A 21,324-nucleotide genomic window follows, 5' to 3' on the forward strand; every position below is an offset into this window, starting at 1 on the left:
ACCAGAACGAGCTGTTTCAGTTCGCGGTCGAGGGCATGCGGCGGCGTGCGCTGAGATCGAGACCCCCGCTCGGGGCGCCGTCGACTGGCGCGGCGGTCTCAGGCGGCACGATCAGGGCAACGAAGCCCTGGCTGGCGCCTTCCAGGCCGAACAGCTTGGTCCGGAGCGTGAAATCGGCCCGCACCGAACGCCGCGCCTGCGCCGCCGCGGCTTGCATGCCGGAGATGCAGGAGATGTCGGTGTCGTAGCACAGCGCCGCCCAGCCCTGCGCAGTCAGCGCTTCGGACGGAGGTTGCAGCTCATGCGGGTGCACCAGCGCCATTTCATAGTGCGGATGGTCGGGACTGTAGAACGCTGCGGCAAAGGCCAGGCCGTCATCGCCGCCGACGGCGGGAAGGACGCCGTTCGATGCCGTCTGCCACAGGCGGTCCAGCTCGGTCACGGCCGGCTCATAGAAGTTGCGACCCTCGTTCAACGGAACGTAGTTCCGGTACACTGCATGGAAGGGCGCTACGACCGTGGCCGCGAATGCGGCGATTGCGATCGTCGCAGCGGCGAGATTGATCGTGATGTCGCGGGGGGCGTGATAGCTCGCGCCACACACGATCACGATGACGAACAGGAAGACGCCCTGCAGGCCCCACAGCGGCGGCATGTCGGTGCCGAACACGATCGAGGCCAGTGCGGGGAACACCACGGTCCCGATGCTGATCATCGCCAGCAGCCGGAGTCCGGAGTCGAGGCTGAGCGCATCGTTCAGCACGCGGGTGGGGCGAGGCCGCGTCATGGCGAGCCATATGAGGCCGGGGATACCGGCGATGCCGGCCATCGCCAACAGGAAGCCGCTGCCCTCGACCAGGGCGGCCACGGCGGTCTTGCCGACGTGATGCTCGATTGCATGCGAGAACGGCTGGGCGCCGGTCGTGGCCAGCCAATAGATATGAGGCGCCAGCGCGACCAGGCCGGACAGCGCCGCGATCCACGGCGCGGGCGAGGTGAAATAGGCCCGACGCTCGCCGTGGCACAACGCTGCGACCGCAAAGCTCGCGATCAGGAAGACCGAGTAGTACTTGCCGAGCATCGCGAGCGCCCCGGTCAGGCCGACCGCGATGGCCCAGCCGACGTGACGCGTCTCGAGCGAGCGCAGGAAACACCAGGTCGCCAGCGGCCAGCTCGACAGCAGCACGGCGTTGGCGTTGAAGCGCTGCGCATGCAGTTGATAGACCGGCAGCAGCATGAGCAACAGCAGCACGACCAGCCGCTTGTCACCGCGCGCGAAACGCCGGGTGATGAGGTCGACGGCGAAGAGGCCGACGGCTGCGTTGGTCAGCGCCAGCAGGTTGAACGACCAGTTGGTCAGCGGAAACACGGTGGTCCAGGCCCACGCCGCCCAGCCCATCAGCGGCGGATGCTTGGTCGAACCCCAGTCGAAGCTGCGTCCAAGCGACCAGGTCTCGATCACGTCCTGGTGGAGATCGCCCCCGAGATAGGCGATCGAGAAATACACCATCCAGACCGCGACGAACCCGACGATCAAGGCCGGAACGGCCCAGCCGTCCTCCACGGCGTCGATCCAGACCGCGAGAGCTCTGCGCCAACGGCCAACAGAACCACTGGCCTCGATGGCGATTGCCGGCAACGCAAGACTCATGACGTCACTTCCAACCACGCTTGCCTGGCGCGCAAAGCTCCACCCCGCGCGCCGCCGCGCGCGAGCAAATGGAACTCTCCGCTGCCGGATTGAACCCTGTTAGAATTGTTAAAAAGAGTTCATGTCGCAAATTGTGAGGCGTGGTGGCCCAATTGCGATCATGTTTGGCCGATGCTGATACGAAACGATGCATGGCGGGCGGTTCCCGCCATGGACCGGACCCGCAATCGACAAATTTGCGGTGAGCACGCTGCGCGCTCGGCCAATTAGTCGTTGCGTGCGATCGTGTTCAGCTTGGTCAGGTCATGCAGAAGGATGCGGCCGCGTTGCAGATCCAGGATCTTGTCCTTGCGCCAGGCCTGCAACTGGCGGTTCACGCTTTCACGCGCCGCGCCGACGAAGACGCCAAGCTGTTCCTGCGAGATATGAACCTCGGAGCCGAAATCCTCCGCCAAGGCGCACAGCCGGCGTGCCAGCCGGACCGGCAGCGGCTGCAGCACCGATTCCTCCATTCGCTCGCTCTGCCAGCGGATGCGCTGGCACAGCAGCTGAATGATCCTGATCGCCACCTTGGGCTCGCGTTCCAGGAAGCTGAGGAAATCCTCGCGGCGAAGCACGAACAGCTCGGTCGCTTCACCGGCGGTGGCGTCGGCCGTGCGCTCCTGCCCGTCGAGCACGGCGACCTCGCCGAACAGATCGCCGGGCCCCATGAAGTTGAGCGTCAGCCGGCTGCCGTCGGTGGCACCGGTCTCGATGCGAATCTGGCCGCGCCGCACCCCAAACAGGGCATTGCCGGGGTCGCCCTTCTGGAACAGCACCTCGCCCGACGACAGATGCTGGGTGTGGCAGAGGCTCGAGATTCGCTGCAGCTCGTCCGCGCCGAGGTCGGCGAACATCGGGTTCATCTTCAGAATGACCGCAAATTCGGCCTGCTTGCTCATCACTATACCTTCGGCAACGGTTCAAAGCCTCAGTTACAGAAACCCCCCGGGCGGAAGTGTGTCATAAGTCACATAATGACGCACGGGCTTCCGACTATTTTGGTCGCGCTGGGAGCGGTCTTCGTTCCGAGAAAATTTCGGATTGAACCGGGTCGGCATTGCCGCACGCTAACCCGTGGAGACCGCTCGCGCCTCGCGCTTGGGACATCGACATGAAGGCATTGAAGATCGCAGGCGGTTTGATTGGCGCCGTCATCGTCGTGCTGGCTCTGGCGCTGGCTTTTGGACTTCCGGCGAGCTTCCTCACGGTGGCCATCCAGGACCGCGTCGAGCGTGACACCGGCTATCGCCTGAGCATCGCCGGCTCGGCGAGCGTCAGCCTGTGGCCGTCGCTGCATGCGACCCTGACGGACATCACCCTGCAGGATCCGAAGGAGCGTGACGGCAACAATCGGCTGACGATCGGCAAGCTGCAGGCCGACGTGGCGCTGTCGAGCCTGTGGTCCGGCCGGCCCGACATCGGCGAGATCATCATCGACAAGCCCACACTTTATCTGCCGTTGCTGCGCGAACGGCTGCGGGACAATGCGCCGCGCAGCCGTGCCTCGGCGAAGCCGGAAGCGGCGCTTGCGGCCCGGATCGAACGGGTCACCGTCAGGGACGGCGCCGTCGTCCTCTCCAACCCGCGCGACCGCGTCGAGAATCGGCTCGAGGGCATCGGCGCGACGGCGTCTCTGTCCGATGGCAAGGTCAAGATCACGGGTACGGCCCGGGCCGGCGACCGTCCGGTGACCTTCGACCTCACAGCGGCCGCGCCCGCGCTGCCTATTGAGCGCCAGACGCTGCCGGTCGATCTCAAGATCGACATGGCTTCTGCATTCCGCGGGAGTCTTGCCGGCCGCGCCGACGTTCGGCTGAATGGCCCGGTGGTGATGATCAACGGCCTCAGCGGCACGCTTGGCGACGGCGATTTCAACGGCTGGGCCTCGGTCGATCTGGCGAGCAAGCCGCTGGTGAAGGTCGATCTCGACGTTCGCCGGCTCGACTTGGGAGCGCCTGCCGCGCAGGGCTCTGCCGGCGCGTCGGGATGGAGCACGGCGGCAATCGACTTGCGGGGTCTGAACTACGTCGACGCGCGCGTGAAGCTGTCGGCGACGGATGTCGTTCTCTCCGGGACTCGCCTCGGGCCGCTCGATCTCGAAGCCTCGCTGGCCGGCGGCCTGCTGAAGGCGACCGTCGCCAATCTCGGCGCCTATGAGGGGCAGGCCAGTGGCGAGGTCGTGATCGACGCCTCCACGGGCAATCCGGCCTATGCGATGCACTGTGATCTCGTCGGCATCCGGGCGCTGCCGCTGCTCTCGAGCGTCGCCGGATTCGACAAGCTCGATGCGCGGATGCAGGGCAAGCTGGCCTTGCGCTCCAGCGGCGCCAGCCAGCAGGCTCTCATGAGCAACCTGAGCGGCTCGGCGTTCCTGCTGTTCCAGGACGGCGCGATCCGCGGCATCAACGTTGCGCAGATGATCCGCTCACTGACGTCCAATCCGCTGTCGGGATGGCAGGATTCGAAGGAACTGACGACCGATCTCACACAGCTCTCGGCCTCGTTTCAGGTCGAGCGGGGACAGGCCGCCACCAGTGACCTCAACCTGGTCGGACCGCTGGTCAAAGTCACCGGTACGGGGACGATCGATCTGGGGAATCGGGCGCTGGCGATGCGGGTCGAGCCGAAGCTCGTGATGACGACCGAGGGGCAGGGCCGCACCTCGGAGCCGATAGGCCTCGGGATTCCCGTCGTCATCGACGGCCCCTGGAGTCAGCCGCGCTTCTACCCCGACATGGCCGGCATCCTCGACAATCCGGATGCTGCCTACGCCAGGCTCAAGCAGATGGGCCAGGGCCTGTTCGGCAAGGACGGGGTCGGGCTGAACAATTTGATCAACGGCATCGGCGGCCTCATCGGAAATTCTGCGCCCACCGGTGCTGCTGGTCCGAACGGCGCGCCGTCAACGGCAGCCCCGAATGCGCAGGCCCCGGCGGCCGGCCAATCCGACCTGCTCGGCGGCGATCTCGGATCGGCGATCGGCAATCTGATTCAGCAAGGACTGCAGGCCGCGCAGCCGCCAGCCAAGAGCCGCGGCCGTACGCTGGTTGCGCCCCAGGACGGCGCCGTTTCTCGGCCTCCGGGCGCCGCCGGCCAGGGCGCGGCAGAGGCAGCTCCCGCCGAGCCCTTGCAGGACGGTGTGCAGGACAGCCAGCCGATGAACGACGTTCTGAAGCGCATCTTCAATAGGTAATATATAGCCGCGATCGACCGGGCTCGCGGAGGATCTCCTCGATCGGTGCATGCGATTCAGGGCCAGCCGAGCAATAACGAGTTGGCGCGGGGCGCCGGCATGGGCGCCGCTGTGCATGCCATTCTGTGCTAAACGGGTGCCGGCGACGGAGCGTCTCGCACCCGAGCGGTCCTGCCTCCAAAGTGTTGCTGCCGCGAGGACGGCAGCGGGCTTGTCCGAGGCTGACCTCGGTGATGACGCGCGTGAGGGGTCCGGATGAACGAGGTCGAGAACAGAGGCTGGTCGTTGCGGCAGGGCCTGTTCGCCAAATACGTCGTGTCGCTGGTCGGGCTCGTCGTGTTCGTCCTGGCCGTGAATGGCGCGACCGAAACCTGGATCAGCTATCAGTCCACCAAGGCGAGCCTGACCGCCGCCATGGCCGAAAAGGCCGACGCCAGCGCCCGGCGGATCGATCAGGCGCTCTCGGATCTGCAGCGACAGATCAGCTGGGTGACGCGGGCGAGCGCCAATACGCTGGAGCTCCGCCGCGCCGACTATGTACAACTGCTGAGTCAGGCGCCGGCTGTGCGGCAGCTGTATCAGCTCGACGGCCAGGGCCGGGAACAGCTCCGCGTGTCGCGCACCTCGATCTCGTTTGCCTCGGGCAACGACTTGTCACGCGATCTGCGCTTCACCGACACCGTCACACACGGAAGCAATTTCTCCGCCGTGACCTTCAAGGGCGCGCAGCCGATGATGTCGATCTCGGTCGCGCATTCCGGCTTCAATGCCGGGGTGACTGTGGCCGACATCGACCTCGACTTTCTCGAAGACTTCATGACCGAGGCGCAGATCGGCAAGGTCGGCACCGCCTACGTGGTCGATCCGCGGGGCCAGGTGTTGGCGAGCTCGGCGAGGGGACCGGCGGTCGGTCAGGACCTCTCCAAGCTGCCGCAGGTCGCGGCGGTGCTCACGCCGGATGGCGAGCCGCTGGCCTCCGGCACCGACGGCGAGGGGCACGCGGTGCTCTCGGCGGCCGCGACGCTGCCCAAGCTCGGCTGGGCCGTGTTCTTCGAGCAGTCCACGGCTCACGCGCTGGCGCCGATCCGCGATCAGCTGTTGCGCGGTGCGCTGTTGATCGCGCTCGGCCTTGCGGTTGCGATCCTCGCGGGCTCGGTGCTGGCGCGACGCATGCTCGTCCCGATCACCGCGTTGCGCGCCGGCGCGCGCAAGCTCGGCGCCGGCGATTTCGCCCAGCGCATCGAGGTGAGGACGCATGACGAACTGGAGGAGCTCGCCGATCAGTTCAACAGCATGGCCGGCCAGCTCGCGCAGTCCTATGCCGTGCTGGAAGCCAAGGTCGAGGAACGCACGCGGGATCTGGCCCAGTCGATCAATGAGCTGAAGGTGCTCGAGGAGGTTGGCCGCGCGGTGGCCTCCTCGCTCGATCTCAATGCGGTGCTGCCGACGGTGGCGGCCCGGGCGCTGGAGATCACCAAGACCGACGCCGTGCTGATCTATTCCTATGAGGCCGCCGAACGCCGCTTCAGGCTGGTGGAGGCCAAGGGCGTCGACCGGGACGGCCCGCACAATGTGCTGGACGAGCGGACGAGCCTGCTCTCCGACTCCGTGCGCAGCGGCGAGCCGATCGCGATCGCCGAGCTCGAAAACGCGCCCGATCACCCGCTGCGCGACGTCGCGGTTGCCGCCGGCTTTCACGCCGTGCTGTTCACGCCGCTGGTCGATCAGCAGGGCGTGCTCGGCGCGCTCGTGGTGCTCCGTCGGTCGGCCGGTACGTTCCCGCCGAACCTGATCGGACTGATGCGAACGTTCGCCAACCAGGCCGTGCTGGCGATGCGCAACGCACGACTGTTCACCGAGGTCGATCAGAAGGGCCGCGAGCTGGCGCTGACCCACGCGACGGTGCGGCAGCAGGCCGAAAAGCTCACTGAGCAGACCGAGCAGCTGCGCGAATGGAACAAGTCGCTCGAGGAGCGCGTCGAGAAGCAACTGGCGGAGATCGAGCGGATCAGGCGGCTGGAGCGCTTCCTGGCGCCGCAGGTGGCGCAGATCATCGCGTCGTCGGACGGCCATGATGCGCTGCTGGAAAGCCACCGCCGCGAGGTCACGGTGGTGTTCTGCGATCTGCGCGGCTTCACAGCGTTTACCGAGACGACCGAGCCCGAAGAGGCGATGAACGTGCTGCGCGAATATCACGCCGCGCTCGGCAAGCTCATCTTCAAATATGAGGGCACGCTCGATCGCTATGCCGGCGACGGCGTGATGATCCTGTTCAATGCGCCGATCCCGTTCGAGGACCACACGACGCGCGCGGTGAAGATGGCGCTCGAAATGCGCGACGAGATCGGCCAATTGACGGAGCGTTGGAAAAATCGCGGCCACAGCCTGGGGTTCGGCGTCGGCATCGCACTGGGATATGCGACGCTCGGCCAGGTCGGCTTCGAGCACCGGCTCGAATACGCCGCGATCGGCAGCGTCACCAATCTCGCCTCGCGGCTGTGCGACGAGGCCAAGGCAGGCCAAGTGATCGTGTCGCGCCGGGTGTTCGGCGTCGTCGAACAGTCGGTCGATGCCAGGCCGATCGACGACCTGCATCTCAAGGGCTTCAATCACCCGGTGCTGGCGATGGAGATCCTGCGCTGGCGGGGGGAGGGCGCCGACGTGGTCGAAGTCGAGGAGCGGCGGCGATCGTCGGCGATCAACAAGTAGGGCGGGCAAAGGCGCGCGGCACCTTGCTCGTCGTCGACGGCAGTCTCGCGCGCCCCCGTGCCCATCGCTGTCGTTTGACGAAGGATGGTGGGCACCGGTCCCCTTCGGCACTTTGCCCACCCGACGAAGCTCGGCTCAATAGGCCTGCTTCGCATCGGCCTCCTCGCTGGTCTGGATCAGATCGAGGCTCGCCTCGATCTTGCCGATCAGGCGGTCGAACGTCTTGCGCTCGTCGGCGGACAGGCATGCCATGATCTCGCGCTCGCGCTGCTGCAAACGCGGGATCAGCTCCTCGTACAGCGTCTTGCCCTTACGTGTCAGGCGCAGACGGAACTCGCGGCGGTCCTCGGCGTTCTCGACGCGCTCGATCAGCCGCCGCTCCAGCAACGACGTCACGGCCCGGCTGATGGTCGATTTGTGCGTGCGGGTGCACGCTGCGACATATTGCGCGCTGCAGGCCTCGCGGCGGAAGCCGAGCGTCGCCAGCACGCGCCATTCCGGAATGTCGAGCCCGTAGCGCTCCCGATACTCGACGGCGAGCGCCGCGCTGACCTCGGCGGCCAGACGGTTGAGCCGGAATGGCGCGAACTTGAACAGGTCGAGCCGCTCGTCGTCCTGCGGCACTGCGGCATTTCGGTCATCCTCGACCGGCTTCGCCTGCCGCCTGGACGTCGCGGTAGATGGCTTCGCCAAGATCGCGCTCCGATTTTTGAGTTGACGCGGCCGAAGCCGTCGGCTTTAGAATAGTTGCAGGTGAGACTATCTGGCAAGACGGCCAGATGCCTCGCCCGAGGAAATGTCGGTCGCTTGGAAAGTCGTCGCTTCGAAAGTCCAAGAAAACCACAAGGCGAGCAAGCCATGGTGCAGGCCAATCCGGGGCAGGGCGCGAGCCAGGCGAAGGTTCAGTTCGGCTATCATCGGCACGAAGACCAGGATCAGGCCACGCCGGCCGCGCATCCGGTCGTCGTCGTGGGTGCGGGTCCCGTCGGGCTGTCGTTTGCCATCGATCTTGCGCAGCGCGGCCATGCGGTCGTGGTGCTCGATGATGCCGACCGGATCGGCGAGGGCTCGCGCGCGATCTGCTTCTCCAAGCGCTCGCTGGAATATTGGGATCGCCTCGGCGTTGGCGACCGGATGGTCGACAAGGGCGTGGTGTGGAACGTCGGCCGCATCTTTCACGGTCCGTCCGAGCTCTATCAGTTCAACCTGCTGCCGGAGCCCGGGCACAAGCGGCCGGCCTTCATCAACCTGCAGCAGTTCTACGCCGAGGCCTATCTGGTCGATCGCGTCAACGCGCTGCCGGCGATCTCGCTGCGCTGGCGCAACAAGGTCACCGCGCTCGAACAGCGCAACGATCATGTCGTGCTGACGATCGAGACGCCGGACGGCCCCTATCGGCTGTCGGCGCAATATGTGATCGCCTGCGACGGCGCGCGCTCGTCGCTGCGCCAGATGGTCGGCGCGGGTTTTTCCGGCAAGGTGTTCGAGGATCAGTTCCTGATCGCCGACGTCAGGATGACGGCCGAATTCCCCACCGAGCGCTGGTTCTGGTTCGATCCGCCGTTCCATGCCGGGCGCTCGGCGCTGTTGCACCGGCAGCCGGACAATGTCTGGCGCATCGACCTGCAGCTCAGCCGCTATGCCGATCCCAACGTCGAGAAGCAGCCGGAGAATGTGCGGCCCCGGATCGCGCGCATGCTCGGCCATGATCAGTTCGAATTCGAATGGATCTCGCTCTACAAATTCCAGTGCCGGCGCATGGAGCGCTTCATTCATGGTCGCGTCGTCTTCGCTGGCGATTCCGCCCATCAGGTCTCGCCGTTCGGCGCACGCGGTGCCAATTCGGGGCTGGAGGATGCCGAGAATCTGGCCTGGAAGCTCGATCGCGTGCTGCGCGGAACCTCGCCCGCGACGCTGCTCGAAACCTACCATCTGGAGCGAAGCGCGGCCGCCGACGAAAACATTCGCGAATCCACGCGGGCGACGGATTTCATGGCGCCGAATTCGCACCAGGAAGCGCGGCTGCGCAAGGTGGTGCTCGCGCTCGCCAGGGACACCGAATTCGGCAAGCGCATGGTCAATGGCGGCCGGCTGTCGGTTCCCTCGGTCTACCAGACGCCGTTGTCGACCGAAGACGACGAGGCCTGGCACAGTGGCCCTCGTCCGGGAACATCGATGCCGGATGCGCCCCTCGAGACGGCAGACGGACGGCACCTTCACCTCACCGATGCATTCAATGCTCAGGGCCGGCGCTTCACCCTGCTGTCTTTTGCCAATGGTGAGGCGATCGATGTACCCGACGATGTCGGTGTCGTCAGCATCGGCGGTCCGAATGGACTTGCCGATAGCGAGGGCTTCGCGGGCAGGCGTTACGGTGCCGAACCCGGCACCTCCTATCTGCTGCGTCCGGATGGCTATGTCGCGGCGCGCTTCCGCCACCCGCGCCGCGCCGCGATCGCGGCGGCGGTCGCCCGCGCCTCCGGCCTGAACTGAGGAAGCCGCAACGATGACGCTCTCGACCGCCTCCAATTTCGCCAAGCCCGACGATGCCTTCCGCGCCATTGTCGAAGCGCATCGGGGCCTCTCGGACCTCGAAAGCGCCGATCTCGATGCGGCATTGGTCCTGATCCTCGCCAATCACATCGGTGACATCGGTGTGCTGGGCGAGGCGATCGCGCTGGCGAAACGCAGCATGGCGGATGCCGGCCAACAGCAACAACAGCAGCAGCAATAGGCTGCTGCGCACACAAGGAATGAAGTGATGGCGAAGGGTTTCGCATCGACCACGGATCTCGCCGAGAAGAAGGTCACCTTCTCGGAGATCGGCCCGGATCTCTATGCTTTCACGGCGGAGGGCGATCCGAACTCTGCGGTGATCGTCGGCGACGACGGCTGCATCGTGTTCGACGCGCAGGCGACGCCGGCGATGGCCAACAAGGTGATCGAGCGGGTCAAGACCGTCACCGACAAGCCGATCAAATATGTCGTGCTGTCGCACTACCACGCCGTGCGCGTGCTCGGCGCCTCGGCCTATCATGCGCAGGGCATCGTCGCCTCGCAGGAGACGCACCGGCTGATCGTCGAGCGCGGCCAGCAGGATTGGGACTCCGAATACGGCCGTTTCCCGCGCCTGTTCCAGGACGCCGAGAGCATTCCCGGCCTGACCTGGCCGACCCTGACCTTCGAGGGCGAGATGACGATCCATCTCGGCAAGCGCGAGGTGCAGCTGATCCAACTCGGCGCCGGCCACACCTCCGGCGACATCGTCGCCTGGGTGCCGGATGCCGAGGTGATGTTCTCCGGCGACCTGATCGAATATCACTCGGCCTGCTATTGCGGCGACGCCTATTTGCGCGAATGGCCGTCGACCTTGAACGAGATCCGCGACTTCAATCCCAAGGCGATCGCGCCCGGTCGCGGCGATGCGCTGAAGGGCGAGGCCACCGTGCGCGAGGCGATCGCCATGACGCGCGACTTCGTCACGTCGCTGTATGGCGCGGCCGAGATGTCGGTCGCGAAGGGACGCAGCCTGAAGGAGTCGATGGCGGCGACGCGCGAGGTGATGGATCCGAAATTCTCGAGCTTCGCCATCTACGAGCACTGCCTGCCGTTCAACGTGTCGCGCGCCTATGACGAGGCCAGCGGCATCGACGATCCCGTGATCTGGACCGCCGAGCGCGACCGCGAGATGTGGGCCCGCTTGCAAGGAGAAGGATGATGAACGTCAATACATCGCCTGACCAGCTCAACCGCGCCACCGGGCAGGTGACGCCGGGCTACATGTCCGGCTTCGGCAATTCGTTCGAGACCGAGGCGCTGCCCGGCGCACTGCCGATCGGGCGCAACTCGCCGCAGCGCTGCGCCTACGGGCTCTATGCCGAGCAGCTCTCGGGTTCGCCGTTCACCGCGCCGCGCGGGTCCAACGAGCGCTCCTGGCTGTATCGCATCCGTCCGTCGGTGAAGCATTCCGGCCGCTTCGCCAAGGTCGATGCCGGGCTGTGGCGCACCGCGCCCTGCCATGAGCAGGAGATCACGGTGCAGCAACTGCGCTGGGATCCGACGCCGCTTCCGGCAGGCGATGTGACGTTCCTGCAGGGTGTGCAGACCATGACCACGGCCGGCGATGCCACGACCCAGGCCGGCATGGCGGCGCATGTCTACGTCATCACCAAGTCGATGGTCGACCAGCACTTCTACAATGCCGACGGCGAGCTGATGTTCGTGCTGCAGCAGGGCCGTTTGCTGTTCGTCACCGAGTTCGGCCGCATCGACGCCGAGCCTGGCGAGATCGTCGTGATCCCGCGCGGCGTCAAGTTCCGGGTGGAGATTCCGGCGGGACCGGCACGTGGCTATCTCTGCGAGAATTATGGCGGCGCCTTCACCTTGCCGGAGCGCGGCCCGATCGGCGCGAATTGTCTTGCCAATGCGCGCGACTTCCTGACCCCGGTGGCCTCGTATGAGGACAAGGACACGCCGACCGAACTCTACGTGAAATGGGGCGGCGCGCTGTTCAAGACCGAGCTCGAACATTCTCCGATCGACGTCGTCGCCTGGCACGGCAACTACGCGCCCTACAAATACGACCTGCGCACCTTCTCGCCGGTCGGCGCCATCGGCTTCGACCATCCCGATCCGTCGATCTTCACCGTGCTGACCTCGCCGTCGGAGACGGCCGGCACCGCCAACATCGACTTCGTGATCTTCCCCGAGCGCTGGATGGTGGCCGACAACACCTTCCGTCCGCCGTGGTATCACATGAACATCATGTCGGAGTTCATGGGGCTGATCTACGGCGTCTACGACGCCAAGCCGCAGGGCTTCGTGCCGGGTGGCATGAGCCTGCACAACTGCATGCTGCCGCACGGGCCGGATCGCGAGGCGTTCGATCACGCCAGCAATGGCGAGTTGAAGCCGGTCAAGCTCACGGGCACCATGGCCTTCATGTTCGAGACGCGCTTTCCCCAGCGCATCACGAAGCATGCGGCGGAGTCCGGCACCTTGCAGCCGGACTATGCCGATTGCTGGAACGGGCTCGAAAAGCGCTTCGATCCGAACCGGCCGTAGCCACGACCTCCGCCGTCATTCCGGGGCGCCGCGCAGCGGCGAGCCCGGAATCCATAACCACGATCGGCCGTGGGGATGCAAAGCTCGGCCACAACCACTGTGCCCCACACATCTGCCCGTTGCTATGGATTCCGGGCTCGCGCTGCGCGCGCCCCGGAATGACGAGCGGAGACATGGTCCGAACTCAGGAAGACAACTGTGCCCCACCCCAACGATCCCTCGCTCCGCTCCTTCATCCCGGTCGATCCGTCTTCCGACTTCCCGATCCAGAACCTGCCTTATGGCGTGTTCTCGGCGCAGGACTCGCCGAAGCCGCGCGTCGGCGTGGCGATCGGCGACGTCGTCCTCGACCTCGCCGTGCTCGAGGACGAAGGCCTGCTCGATCTGGCGCCGGCCTATGAGGTGTTCGCGCAATCCTCGCTGAATGCCTTCATGGCGCTCGGCCCCGTCGTGTGGTCGAAGACGCGGGCTGCGATCAGCGCCCTCTTGCGTCAGGACAATCCGCGGCTGCGCGACGACAAGCCGTTGCGTAGCCGGGCGCTGCTGCCGCGCTCCGACGTTACGCTGCATCTGCCGTTCCATGTCGCCGGCTACACGGATTTCTATTCGTCGAAGGAGCACGCCACCAATGTCGGCGTCATGTTCCGCGGCAAGGACAATGCGCTGCAGCCGAACTGGCTGCACATGCCGATCGGCTATAACGGCCGCGCGTCGACCGTGGTCGTGTCGGGCACCCGAGTGCGTCGGCCGCGCGGACAGCTGAAGCCGCCGGGCGCCGACGTGCCGAGCTTCGGTCCATGCAAGCGGCTCGATTTCGAGCTGGAGATGGGCGTCGTCATCGGCCAGTCCTCGCCGCTCGGCGAGATGCTGACCGAGGCGCAGGCGGAGGCGATGATCTTCGGCTTCGTGCTGCTCAACGACTGGAGCGCGCGCGATATCCAGCAATGGGAATATGTGCCCCTCGGCCCGTTCCAGGCCAAGGCGTTTGCGACGTCGATCAGCCCGTGGGTGGTGACGCGGGAGGCGCTGGAGCCGTTCCGCGTGTCGGGGCCAACGCAGGATCCAACGCCGCTGCCCTACCTGCAGCAGAAGGAGGCGCAGAACTACGATCTCTCCCTCGACGTGGCCTTGCGCGCCTCCGGCAGCAACGCCGCGCAGACCATCGCGCAGACCAATTTCAAGTACATGTACTGGTCGAGCGTGCAGCAGCTGATGCACCATGCCTCGTCCGGCTGTGCCATGAGTGTCGGCGATCTCCTGGGGAGCGGCACCATCTCCGGTCCGGAGAAGCACCAGCGCGGCAGCCTGCTGGAGATCAGTTGGAACGGCACCGAGCCGGTCGAGCTCGCCGGTGGCGTGAAGCGCTCGTTCTTGGAGGACGGTGACTCCCTCATCATGCACGGCTGGTGCCAGGGGCAGGGCTATCGCGTCGGCTTCGGCGAGGTCGAAGGCACGATCGTGGCGGCGGAGCAGGCGTCATTGCGAGCGTAGCGAAGCAATCCAGAGTCGTGTGCGCAGCCCTGGATTGCTTCGCTGCGCTCGCAATGACGAAGATCTAGCGGTCCTCTGGCATAACGTCCTTCACACCAGCCACGAATGCCGCAACATCCTCCGCCGCATATTTCAGATGCACGCGCGTGTCGGACGGCCGTTGCTGCGTCACGCAAGCTCCCGACCGCCACTCGCGGCTGGGCCGGATCGGCCTGGGCGCAAAGCCGCCGCCGCAGTTCGGGCAGACATTGAACAGCTTGGTCTCGACGCAGTCGGCGCAGAACGTGCATTCGTAGGAGCAGATGCGTGCCTCTGTTGCCGAGGGCGGCAGGTCCTTGTCGCAATATTCGCAATTGGGGCGGAGCTGGAGCGCCATTGGTCGTCTCGCAGGTGTGCTGGTGAGTGCAGTGTCGCAAAGCCGCGCCGCAAAGGGGAGGGCGCATTTCCCTCGATTTGCGCCGCAGACGCTCAGTCGGTCGATAGCGAAGCCAGCGGCAGCTTCGCGCTCTCCTTCAGGCGGTCGAGCACGATCGAGGAGCGGACATGCGCCACGCTCTGGTGCGGCATCAGCACGTTGTTGACGATGTCGGACAGGCTCTTGAGATCGCGCAGCACGACCTTGAGCAGATAGTCGGAATCGCCGGTCAGCGCGTAGGCCTCCTGGATGTCGTCGACGCGGTTGACCAGCGCGCGAAACTTCTGCGCGTTGTCGGGCGAATGCGTCGCCAGGGTGATCTGGATGAAGGCAATCAGCTCGAAGCCGAGCGCCTGGCTGGCGAGCTGCGCGCGGTACCCCGCGATCACGCCGTCCTGCTCCAGCCGCATCCGGCGCCGTGAGCACTGCGAGGCCGACAGGCCGGCGATATCCGCCAGCTCCTGGTTTGTGAGCCGCCCGTCGTCCTGCAGCGCGGCCAGGATACGGAGATCGAAGCTGTCGATCGAAATCATGCGCCATTTCCTCTGGTCGTGCATGGATCGTGCATATCCAGGCGAAAATGACAATGGTTTGCATGCCCTGTGCGCGGAATTCGGGAGATGATCGGCACATCAAGCTGAAGGAGCTTCCCCGATGGGTCCATTTCCGCACGATGCGCCTCCTGCCACCATCTCCGCCGACAATCCGATGGGCACGGACGGCTTCGAGTTCGTCGAATATGCGCACCCCGAAGCAAGCGAGCTGCACGCGCTGTTCAAGCTGATGGGCTTCGCCGCGGTCGCGCGCCACAAGACCAAGGCGATCACGCTGTACCGCCAGGGTGACATCAACTACCTCGTCAACGAGGAGCCGGGCAGCCACGGCCACGACTTCGTCGCCGCGCACGGGCCGTGTGCACCGTCGATGGCGTTCCGCGTGGTCGACGCCAACAAGGCTTACGACCGCGCGATCGCGCTCGGTGCCGAGCCGGCCGACCTGCCTGCATCGCAGAAGACCTTGGACGTTCCTGTCATCAAGGGCATCGGCGGCAGCCTGCTGTATCTGGTCGATCGCTACGGCGCCAAGGGCTCGGCCTATGATCTCGAATTCGAGTGGACCGGCGCGCGCGACCCGCGCCCCGCAGGCTCCGGCCTGTACTACATCGATCATCTGACCCACAATGTACACCGCGGCCGCATGGACGTCTGGGCCGGCTTCTACGAAAAACTGTTCAACTTCCGCCAGATCCGCTTCTTCGACATCGAGGGCCGCGCCTCCGGCCTGTTCTCGCGCGCGCTGACCAGCCCCGACGGCAAGATCCGGATTCCGATCAACGAGGATGCCGGCGATTCCGGGCAGATCGAGGAGTATCTCAAGAGATATCGCGGTGAAGGCATCCAGCACATTGCTTGCGGCGCCCGCGACATCTACGCCACCGTCGAGGGCCTGCGCGCATCAGGCCTGCCGTTCATGCCGTCGCCGCCCGACACCTATTTCGAGCGCATCGAGTCTCGCCTGCCCAAGCATGGCGAGGACCTCGCCCGGCTGCAGAGAAACGGCATCCTGATCGATGGCGAGGGAGTCGTCGCTGGCGGTCACACCAAGGTGTTGCTGCAGATCTTCTCGGCCAATGCGATCGGGCCGATCTTCTTCGAGTTCATCCAGCGCAAGGGCGACGACGGTTTTGGCGAAGGCAACTTCAAGGCGCTGTTCGAGTCGATCGAGGAAGACCAGATCCGCCGCGGCGTGCTGAAGGTGGAGGCGGCGGAGTAGGCGAAGGAAGCAGGCCGTCATTGCGGGAAGCGGAGCGACGAGCAATCCAGACTTCCGTCTGTCCCTGGAATGCTTGGCTTCGCCGGCAATGACGGCGTGATTGGAGGCAGTTTGCCGCCAAACTCTCAACTGTCGTCCCGGGCAAGCCCGACGGCGCGTAAGCGGCGTCGGGCACCGACTCGGGACCCATACCGCAGGGTGCGTCGATGAGGCACGGCGACAGATAATCGTCGTCTCAGCACGGCCGGTGGTTATGGGTCCCCGCGTTCGCGGGGACGACACTGAGATTGAGGCGACGGCGTAGCCAACTCGTTGACATCGGAACAGTCGAGCAGCGCTCGATCGGCGCTGCTGCAGCGATCGAGCTTTACCGCCCTGCCTGCCAAGCGCTTACCACAGCGCCGATCTCCGTCACCTCCGGCTCGCGGATATTCGACGGCGTCCGCGAGAACCTTGGCGCCGGCGCGGGCTGCGTCACGCCGTGCCGCTCGACGAACACGCCACGCGCGGCCATGTGCGCATGCTTCGGCGCCTCCGACATCGTCAGCACCGGCGCGAAGCAGATGTCGGTGCCCTCCATGATTGCGCACCATTCCTCGCGCGTCTTACGCTTGAACACCGCGACCAGCTTCTCCTTCAGCGCCGGCCAGGCGCGTGGATCCATCTGCGCATCGAAGGCGGGATCGGAGAGGTCGGCATGCTGCCGCAGCAGCGCGTAGAACTGCGGCTCGATCGAGCCGATGGAGATGAAGTTGCCACAGGCGCATTCGTAGACGCCGTAGAAGTGCGCACCGCCGTCGAGGAAGTTGCGCTCGCGCCCCTCGGTCCAGCGGCCCATCGCGGTGAGGTCGAAGAACATCGCGAGCAGCGAGGCCGCGCCGTCGCACATCGCGGTGTCCACCACCTGCCCCTTGCCGGACTTCGAGGCTTCGAGCAGTGCGGCGAGCACGCCGACGACCAGATAGAGCGCACCGCCGCCGAAATCCCCGACCAGGTTGAGCGGCGGCACCGGCCGCTCCCTGGGTCCGATCGCGGCCAGCGCGCCGGTAATCGAGATGTAGTTGATGTCGTGACCGGCCGCATGCGCCAGCGGTCCGTCCTGGCCCCAGCCGGTCATGCGGCCGTAGACGAGCTTCGGATTACGCGCGAGCACGACCTCGGGGCCGAGGCCGAGCCGCTCCATCACGCCGGGCCGGAAACCCTCGATCAGCGCGTCGGCACCGGCGAGCAGATCGAGCACCTGGGGGATGACCCCCTTGTCCTTGAGATCCAGCTCGATCACCTTGCGGCCGCGGCCGGCGACCGACTTCATGGTCTTGCGCGCACCGACGCGATCGAGCGTCACCACCTCCGCGCCCATGTCGGCCAGCAGCATACAGGCGAACGGACCCGGTCCAATGCCGGCGAACTCGACGATGCGGAAGCCCGCGAGCGGTCCGGTGGCGCGGATCTCGGTCTGTGGTGCGGTCTTGTCGAGCACGTTTGTCTTGTCCCTGCGGTGCTTCGGCGCGTGATGAGGTCGATCGGACAAAGATGGTCGCCGTGACCTTCACCCTCCGCCTCCAGGGGAGGGTGGGTGTGCTTGGCTGCTATCCGCATCAATCAAACATCATCACGCGCGATGCGTTTCCTGATCCTTTGATTGTCCCGCGTGCATCAGGCCAACGCAAGCGCGCCGTATGCCGCAAAGCAAAACGGCGCGCATCGCTGCGCGCCGCATGGAATTTGTCGTGCCGTTGCGCGGAATGATCCGCGTCGTGAGGTCAGCCCGCGGCTTGCACCGCGCGCTGCGCCATCACCTTCACCAGATTGGCACGGTAATCGGCGGAGCCGTGGATGTCGCTCAAGAGGCCTGACGCCGACACCGTGACCCCGTCGATCGCCGAGGCCGACCAGTTCGACTTCAGCGCCGCCTCGATCGCCGGCACGCGCATCACGCCGCTCTGCGAAGCGCCGGTGGCCGCAACGCGGACGTCGCCGCCCTTCGTCTTTGTGACGAACACGCCAGTGAGCGCGAAACGCGACGCCGGGTGGCGCATCTTGGCGTAGCCGGCCTTTTCCGGCACCGGGAACGACACCTCGGTAATGATCTCGCCGTCCTCCAGCGCCGTCGTGAACAGGCCCTTGAAGAAATCATCCGCCGAGATCGACCGCTTGTTCGTCTTCACGGTGGCGCCGAGCGAGATCAGCGCCGCCGGGAAATCCGCCGCCGGATCGTTGTTCGCGATCGAGCCGCCAATCGTGCCGCGGGCGCGCACCGCGGGATCGCCGAGCACCGAGGTGAGATGGGCGATCGCGGGGATCGCCTTCTTCACATCGGCATTGGTCATGATGTCGTAGTAGGTCGTCGCGGCCTTGATGACGAGCGTGTCGCCCGACAACTGCACCCCGATCAGGTCCTTGATCTTGCCGATGTCGATGACATCGGACGGAGCAGCAAGGCGCTGCTTCATCACCGGGATCAAGGTGTGACCGCCGGCAAGGAACTTGGCTTCGCTGCCCTTGGCGAACAGCGCCGCCGCCTCGTCGACCGAGGAGGCACGATGATAAGTCGTCTGATACATGGTTGCTCCTCCGTTCGATCAGGCGTTGCCGTGGATCGCGTGCCAGACGCGGTCTGGCGTCGCCGGCATTTCCAGCTTGTTGTTGCCGATCGCATCCGTGATCGCGTTGATCACGGCGGCGGATGCGCCGATCGCGCCGGCCTCACCGCAGCCCTTCACGCCGAGCGGATTGCCCGGGCACAGGGTCGTGGTGTGGCTCAGCTTGAAGGACGGCACGTCGTCGGCGCGCGGCATCGCGTAGTCCATGAACGATGCCGTCACCGGCTGGCCGTTGCTGTCATAGATTGCGTGCTCGAGCAGCGCCTGGCCAATGCCCTGGACCAGACCGCCATGGACCTGGCCCTCGACGATCATCGGGTTGATCAGCCGGCCGAAATCGTCCGCCGCGACGAAGTTGACGAACGACGTCTTGCCGGTGGCCTCGTCGACCTCGAGCTCGCAGATATAGGTGCCGGCGGGGAAGGTGAAGTTGGTCGGATCGTAGAAAGCAGTCTCCTTCAATCCGGGCTCCATGCCGTCCGGCAGGTTGTGCGCGGTGTAGGCAGCGAGCGCGACCATCGGCAGCGCGATCGACTTGTCGGTGCCGGTCACCTTGAACTCGCCGTTCTCGATGACGATGTCGCCTTCCGAGGCCTCCAGCGCATGCGCTGCGATCTTCTTGGCCTTGGCCTCGACCTTCTCCATCGCCTTGAGGATCGCGGTGAGGCCGACTGCGGCCGAGCGCGAGCCGTAGGTGCCCATGCCGAACTGCACCTTGTCGGTGTCGCCATGAACGATCGAGACTTGGCTGATCGGCACGCCCAGGCGCTCGGCGATCAGCTGGCAGAAGGTGGTCTCGTGGCCCTGGCCGTGGCTGTGTGATCCGGTGAGCACCTCGATGGTGCCGACCGGGTTGACGCGGATCTCGGCCGATTCCCACAGACCGACGCCGGCGCCAAGGCTGCCGACTGCCTTTGACGGCGCGATGCCGCAGGCCTCGATGTAGCAGGAGAAGCCGAGGCCGCGCAGCTTGCCCTGCGCCTTGGCGGCCGCCTTGCGCGCCGGGAAGCCGGCGTAGTCGATCGCCTTCATCGCCGCGTCGAGCGAGGCGTTGAAGTCGCCGGTGTCGTAGGCCATGATCACGGGGGTCTGGTGCGGGAACTGGGTGATGAAGTTCTTGCGCCGCAGCTCGGCCGGATCGACCTTGAGCTGACGCGCTGCGGTCTCCATCAGCCGCTCCAGCAGGTAGCTCGCCTCAGGGCGTCCGGCGCCACGATAGGCGTCGACCGGCGTGGTGTTGGTGTAGACGCCCATCACCTCGGCATAGATCGCCGGGATGTTGTACTGGCCCGACAGCAGGGTCGCGTACAGATAGGTCGGCACCGAGGACGAGAACAGCGACATGTAGGCGCCGAAATTGGCGTGGGTCTTGACCCGCAGCCCCAGGATCTTGTTGTCGGCATCGAGCGCCATCTCGGCCTTGGAGATGTGGTCGCGGCCGTGCGCGTCGGTCAGGAACGCCTCGGTGCGATCGCCGGTCCACTTCACCGGACGGCCGACCTTCTTGGAGGCCCACAGCGCCACCATCTCCTCGGGATAGATGAAGATCTTGGAGCCGAAGCCGCCGCCGACGTCGGGCGCGATGACGCGCAGCTTGTGTTCTGGTGCGATGTTGTAGAACGCCGACAGCACCAGGCGAGCGACGTGCGGGTTCTGCGACGTCGTATAGAGCGTGAAATGCTCCTCGGCCGCATCGTACTCGGCGATCGCCGCGCGCGGCTCCATCGCGTTCGGCGCCAGCCGGTTGTTGGTCAATTCCAGGGTGACGACGTTGGCGGCCTTGGCGAAGGCGGCGTTGACCGCCCCCTCGTCGCCAATATGCCAGTCATAGACGACGTTGCCGGGGGCCTCCGGGTGAAGCTGCGGGGCGCCGGGCTTCAGCGCGGAGGGCATGTCGGCGACCGCCGGCAGCTCCTCATATTCGACCACGACGGCCTCGGCGGCGTCGCGGGCGAGGTTCTTGCTCTCGGCGATCACGACCGCCACGGCCTGGCCGACGAATCGCACGGTCTCCGGCGCCATCGCCGGCCATGCGCCCATCCTCATCGGCGAGCCGTCCTTCGAGGTGATGGCCCAGCCGCAGATCAGGTTGCCGACCTTGTCGTCGACGATCTGCCTGCCCGTGAGCACCGCGACCACGCCGGGCATTGCCTCGGCGGCCGAGGAGTCGATGCTCTTGACCTTGGCGTGCGCGTGCGGGCTGCGGATGAAATGGGCAAAGGTCATGCCCAACAGCTTGACGTCGTCGACGTAACGGCCCTTGCCGGTGATGAAACGCTTGTCCTCCTTGCGGACGACGCTGGCGCCAATGCCTTCCATACCCATGCGAATCTCTCCCCTACCGGAGTTCTATTGTCCCGCCGCGGCCATCGCGCGCAGCGGT

The 21,324-nt window shown here is 65.7% G+C and carries 17 protein-coding genes; 9 read left to right on the forward strand and 8 right to left on the reverse strand.

Annotated features, from left to right (window positions below; translation table 11 throughout):
* Positions 1-16: 16 nt before the first annotated feature.
* Both ACQR0U_RS11785 and ACQR0U_RS11790 read right to left on the reverse strand, forming a co-directional pair.
* Positions 17-1,651: a glycosyltransferase family 39 protein gene (locus ACQR0U_RS11785; protein WP_434872160.1), complete on the reverse strand. Its 1,635-nt coding sequence runs from the start codon at positions 1,649-1,651 to the stop codon at positions 17-19.
* Positions 1,652-1,917: 266 nt separating this feature from the next.
* Complete coding sequence (locus ACQR0U_RS11790; RefSeq protein ID WP_315717001.1) at positions 1,918-2,592, reverse strand: Crp/Fnr family transcriptional regulator; 675 nt, start codon at positions 2,590-2,592, stop codon at positions 1,918-1,920.
* 212 nt (positions 2,593-2,804) lie between these two features.
* Between ACQR0U_RS11790 and ACQR0U_RS11795 the strand changes: the two genes are divergently transcribed.
* Both ACQR0U_RS11795 and ACQR0U_RS11800 read left to right on the forward strand, forming a co-directional pair.
* Complete coding sequence (locus ACQR0U_RS11795; protein ID WP_434872161.1) at positions 2,805-4,886, forward strand: AsmA family protein; 2,082 nt, start codon at positions 2,805-2,807, stop codon at positions 4,884-4,886.
* Positions 4,887-5,141: 255 nt separating this feature from the next.
* On the forward strand, positions 5,142-7,595 hold the full coding sequence (locus ACQR0U_RS11800; RefSeq protein ID WP_434843334.1) for an adenylate/guanylate cyclase domain-containing protein: 2,454 nt from the start codon (positions 5,142-5,144) through the stop codon (positions 7,593-7,595).
* A 135-nt stretch (positions 7,596-7,730) separates the two neighbouring features.
* Here the strand turns inward: ACQR0U_RS11800 and ACQR0U_RS11805 are convergent, their stop codons facing one another.
* On the reverse strand, positions 7,731-8,288 hold the full coding sequence (locus ACQR0U_RS11805) for a MarR family winged helix-turn-helix transcriptional regulator (RefSeq protein ID WP_316195140.1): 558 nt from the start codon (positions 8,286-8,288) through the stop codon (positions 7,731-7,733).
* Positions 8,289-8,453: 165 nt separating this feature from the next.
* Here ACQR0U_RS11805 and ACQR0U_RS11810 point away from each other — a divergent pair, with 165 nt between their 5' ends.
* The 5 genes from ACQR0U_RS11810 (at position 8,454) to fahA (ending at position 14,150) form a co-directional block, all read left to right on the forward strand.
* Positions 8,454-10,088 (forward strand): FAD-dependent oxidoreductase, encoded by a 1,635-nt coding sequence (locus ACQR0U_RS11810; RefSeq protein ID WP_315750762.1) that lies wholly within the window; start codon positions 8,454-8,456, stop codon positions 10,086-10,088.
* 13 nt (positions 10,089-10,101) lie between these two features.
* A complete protein-coding gene (locus tag ACQR0U_RS11815; protein ID WP_315750764.1) occupies positions 10,102-10,329 on the forward strand; it encodes a DUF2783 domain-containing protein in 228 nt (75 codons plus the stop codon).
* 27 nt (positions 10,330-10,356) lie between these two features.
* Entirely contained in the window at positions 10,357-11,313 is a 957-nt protein-coding gene (locus tag ACQR0U_RS11820; protein WP_315750766.1) for an MBL fold metallo-hydrolase, read from the forward strand.
* On the forward strand, positions 11,313-12,659 hold the full coding sequence (gene hmgA, locus ACQR0U_RS11825; protein ID WP_434843333.1) for a homogentisate 1,2-dioxygenase: 1,347 nt from the start codon (positions 11,313-11,315) through the stop codon (positions 12,657-12,659). Before ACQR0U_RS11820 ends, hmgA begins: the two co-directional genes overlap by 1 nt.
* A gap of 198 nt (positions 12,660-12,857) precedes the next feature.
* Positions 12,858-14,150, forward strand: a complete 1,293-nt coding sequence (gene fahA, locus ACQR0U_RS11830; RefSeq protein WP_434843332.1) for a fumarylacetoacetase — start codon at positions 12,858-12,860, stop codon at positions 14,148-14,150.
* A 64-nt stretch (positions 14,151-14,214) separates the two neighbouring features.
* Here fahA and ACQR0U_RS11835 read toward each other — a convergent pair whose 3' ends face one another.
* Both ACQR0U_RS11835 and ACQR0U_RS11840 read right to left on the reverse strand, forming a co-directional pair.
* Positions 14,215-14,526, reverse strand: coding sequence for a DUF1272 domain-containing protein (locus ACQR0U_RS11835; protein WP_434843331.1), 312 nt, complete (start codon positions 14,524-14,526; stop codon positions 14,215-14,217).
* A 92-nt stretch (positions 14,527-14,618) separates the two neighbouring features.
* Complete coding sequence (locus ACQR0U_RS11840; RefSeq protein WP_315750774.1) at positions 14,619-15,098, reverse strand: Lrp/AsnC family transcriptional regulator; 480 nt, start codon at positions 15,096-15,098, stop codon at positions 14,619-14,621.
* Positions 15,099-15,219: 121 nt separating this feature from the next.
* Here ACQR0U_RS11840 and hppD point away from each other — a divergent pair, with 121 nt between their 5' ends.
* Entirely contained in the window at positions 15,220-16,338 is a 1,119-nt protein-coding gene (gene hppD / locus ACQR0U_RS11845) for a 4-hydroxyphenylpyruvate dioxygenase (protein ID WP_315750776.1), read from the forward strand.
* Positions 16,339-16,705: 367 nt separating this feature from the next.
* Here hppD and ACQR0U_RS11850 read toward each other — a convergent pair whose 3' ends face one another.
* A complete protein-coding gene (locus tag ACQR0U_RS11850; protein ID WP_315750778.1) occupies positions 16,706-17,818 on the reverse strand; it encodes a CaiB/BaiF CoA transferase family protein in 1,113 nt (370 codons plus the stop codon).
* 62 nt (positions 17,819-17,880) lie between these two features.
* On the opposite strand from ACQR0U_RS11850, the gene ACQR0U_RS11855 reads away from it, so the two are divergent.
* The gene (locus ACQR0U_RS11855) at positions 17,881-18,087 is read left to right on the forward strand and encodes a hypothetical protein (protein WP_315750779.1); all 207 of its coding nucleotides are present in this window, start codon (positions 17,881-17,883) and stop codon (positions 18,085-18,087) included.
* 14 nt (positions 18,088-18,101) lie between these two features.
* Here the strand turns inward: ACQR0U_RS11855 and ACQR0U_RS11860 are convergent, their stop codons facing one another.
* Together ACQR0U_RS11860 and ACQR0U_RS11865 are read right to left on the reverse strand one after the other, a co-directional pair.
* Positions 18,102-18,902, reverse strand: coding sequence for an FAD binding domain-containing protein (locus tag ACQR0U_RS11860; protein ID WP_315750781.1), 801 nt, complete (start codon positions 18,900-18,902; stop codon positions 18,102-18,104).
* An 18-nt stretch (positions 18,903-18,920) separates the two neighbouring features.
* A complete protein-coding gene (locus ACQR0U_RS11865) occupies positions 18,921-21,266 on the reverse strand; it encodes a xanthine dehydrogenase family protein molybdopterin-binding subunit (protein ID WP_315717017.1) in 2,346 nt (781 codons plus the stop codon).
* Positions 21,267-21,324 lie beyond the last annotated feature (58 nt).

This window comes from Bradyrhizobium sp. HKCCYLRH3097, from assembly GCF_051167875.1.
In the GTDB taxonomy this organism is placed as follows: domain Bacteria; phylum Pseudomonadota; class Alphaproteobacteria; order Rhizobiales; family Xanthobacteraceae; genus Bradyrhizobium.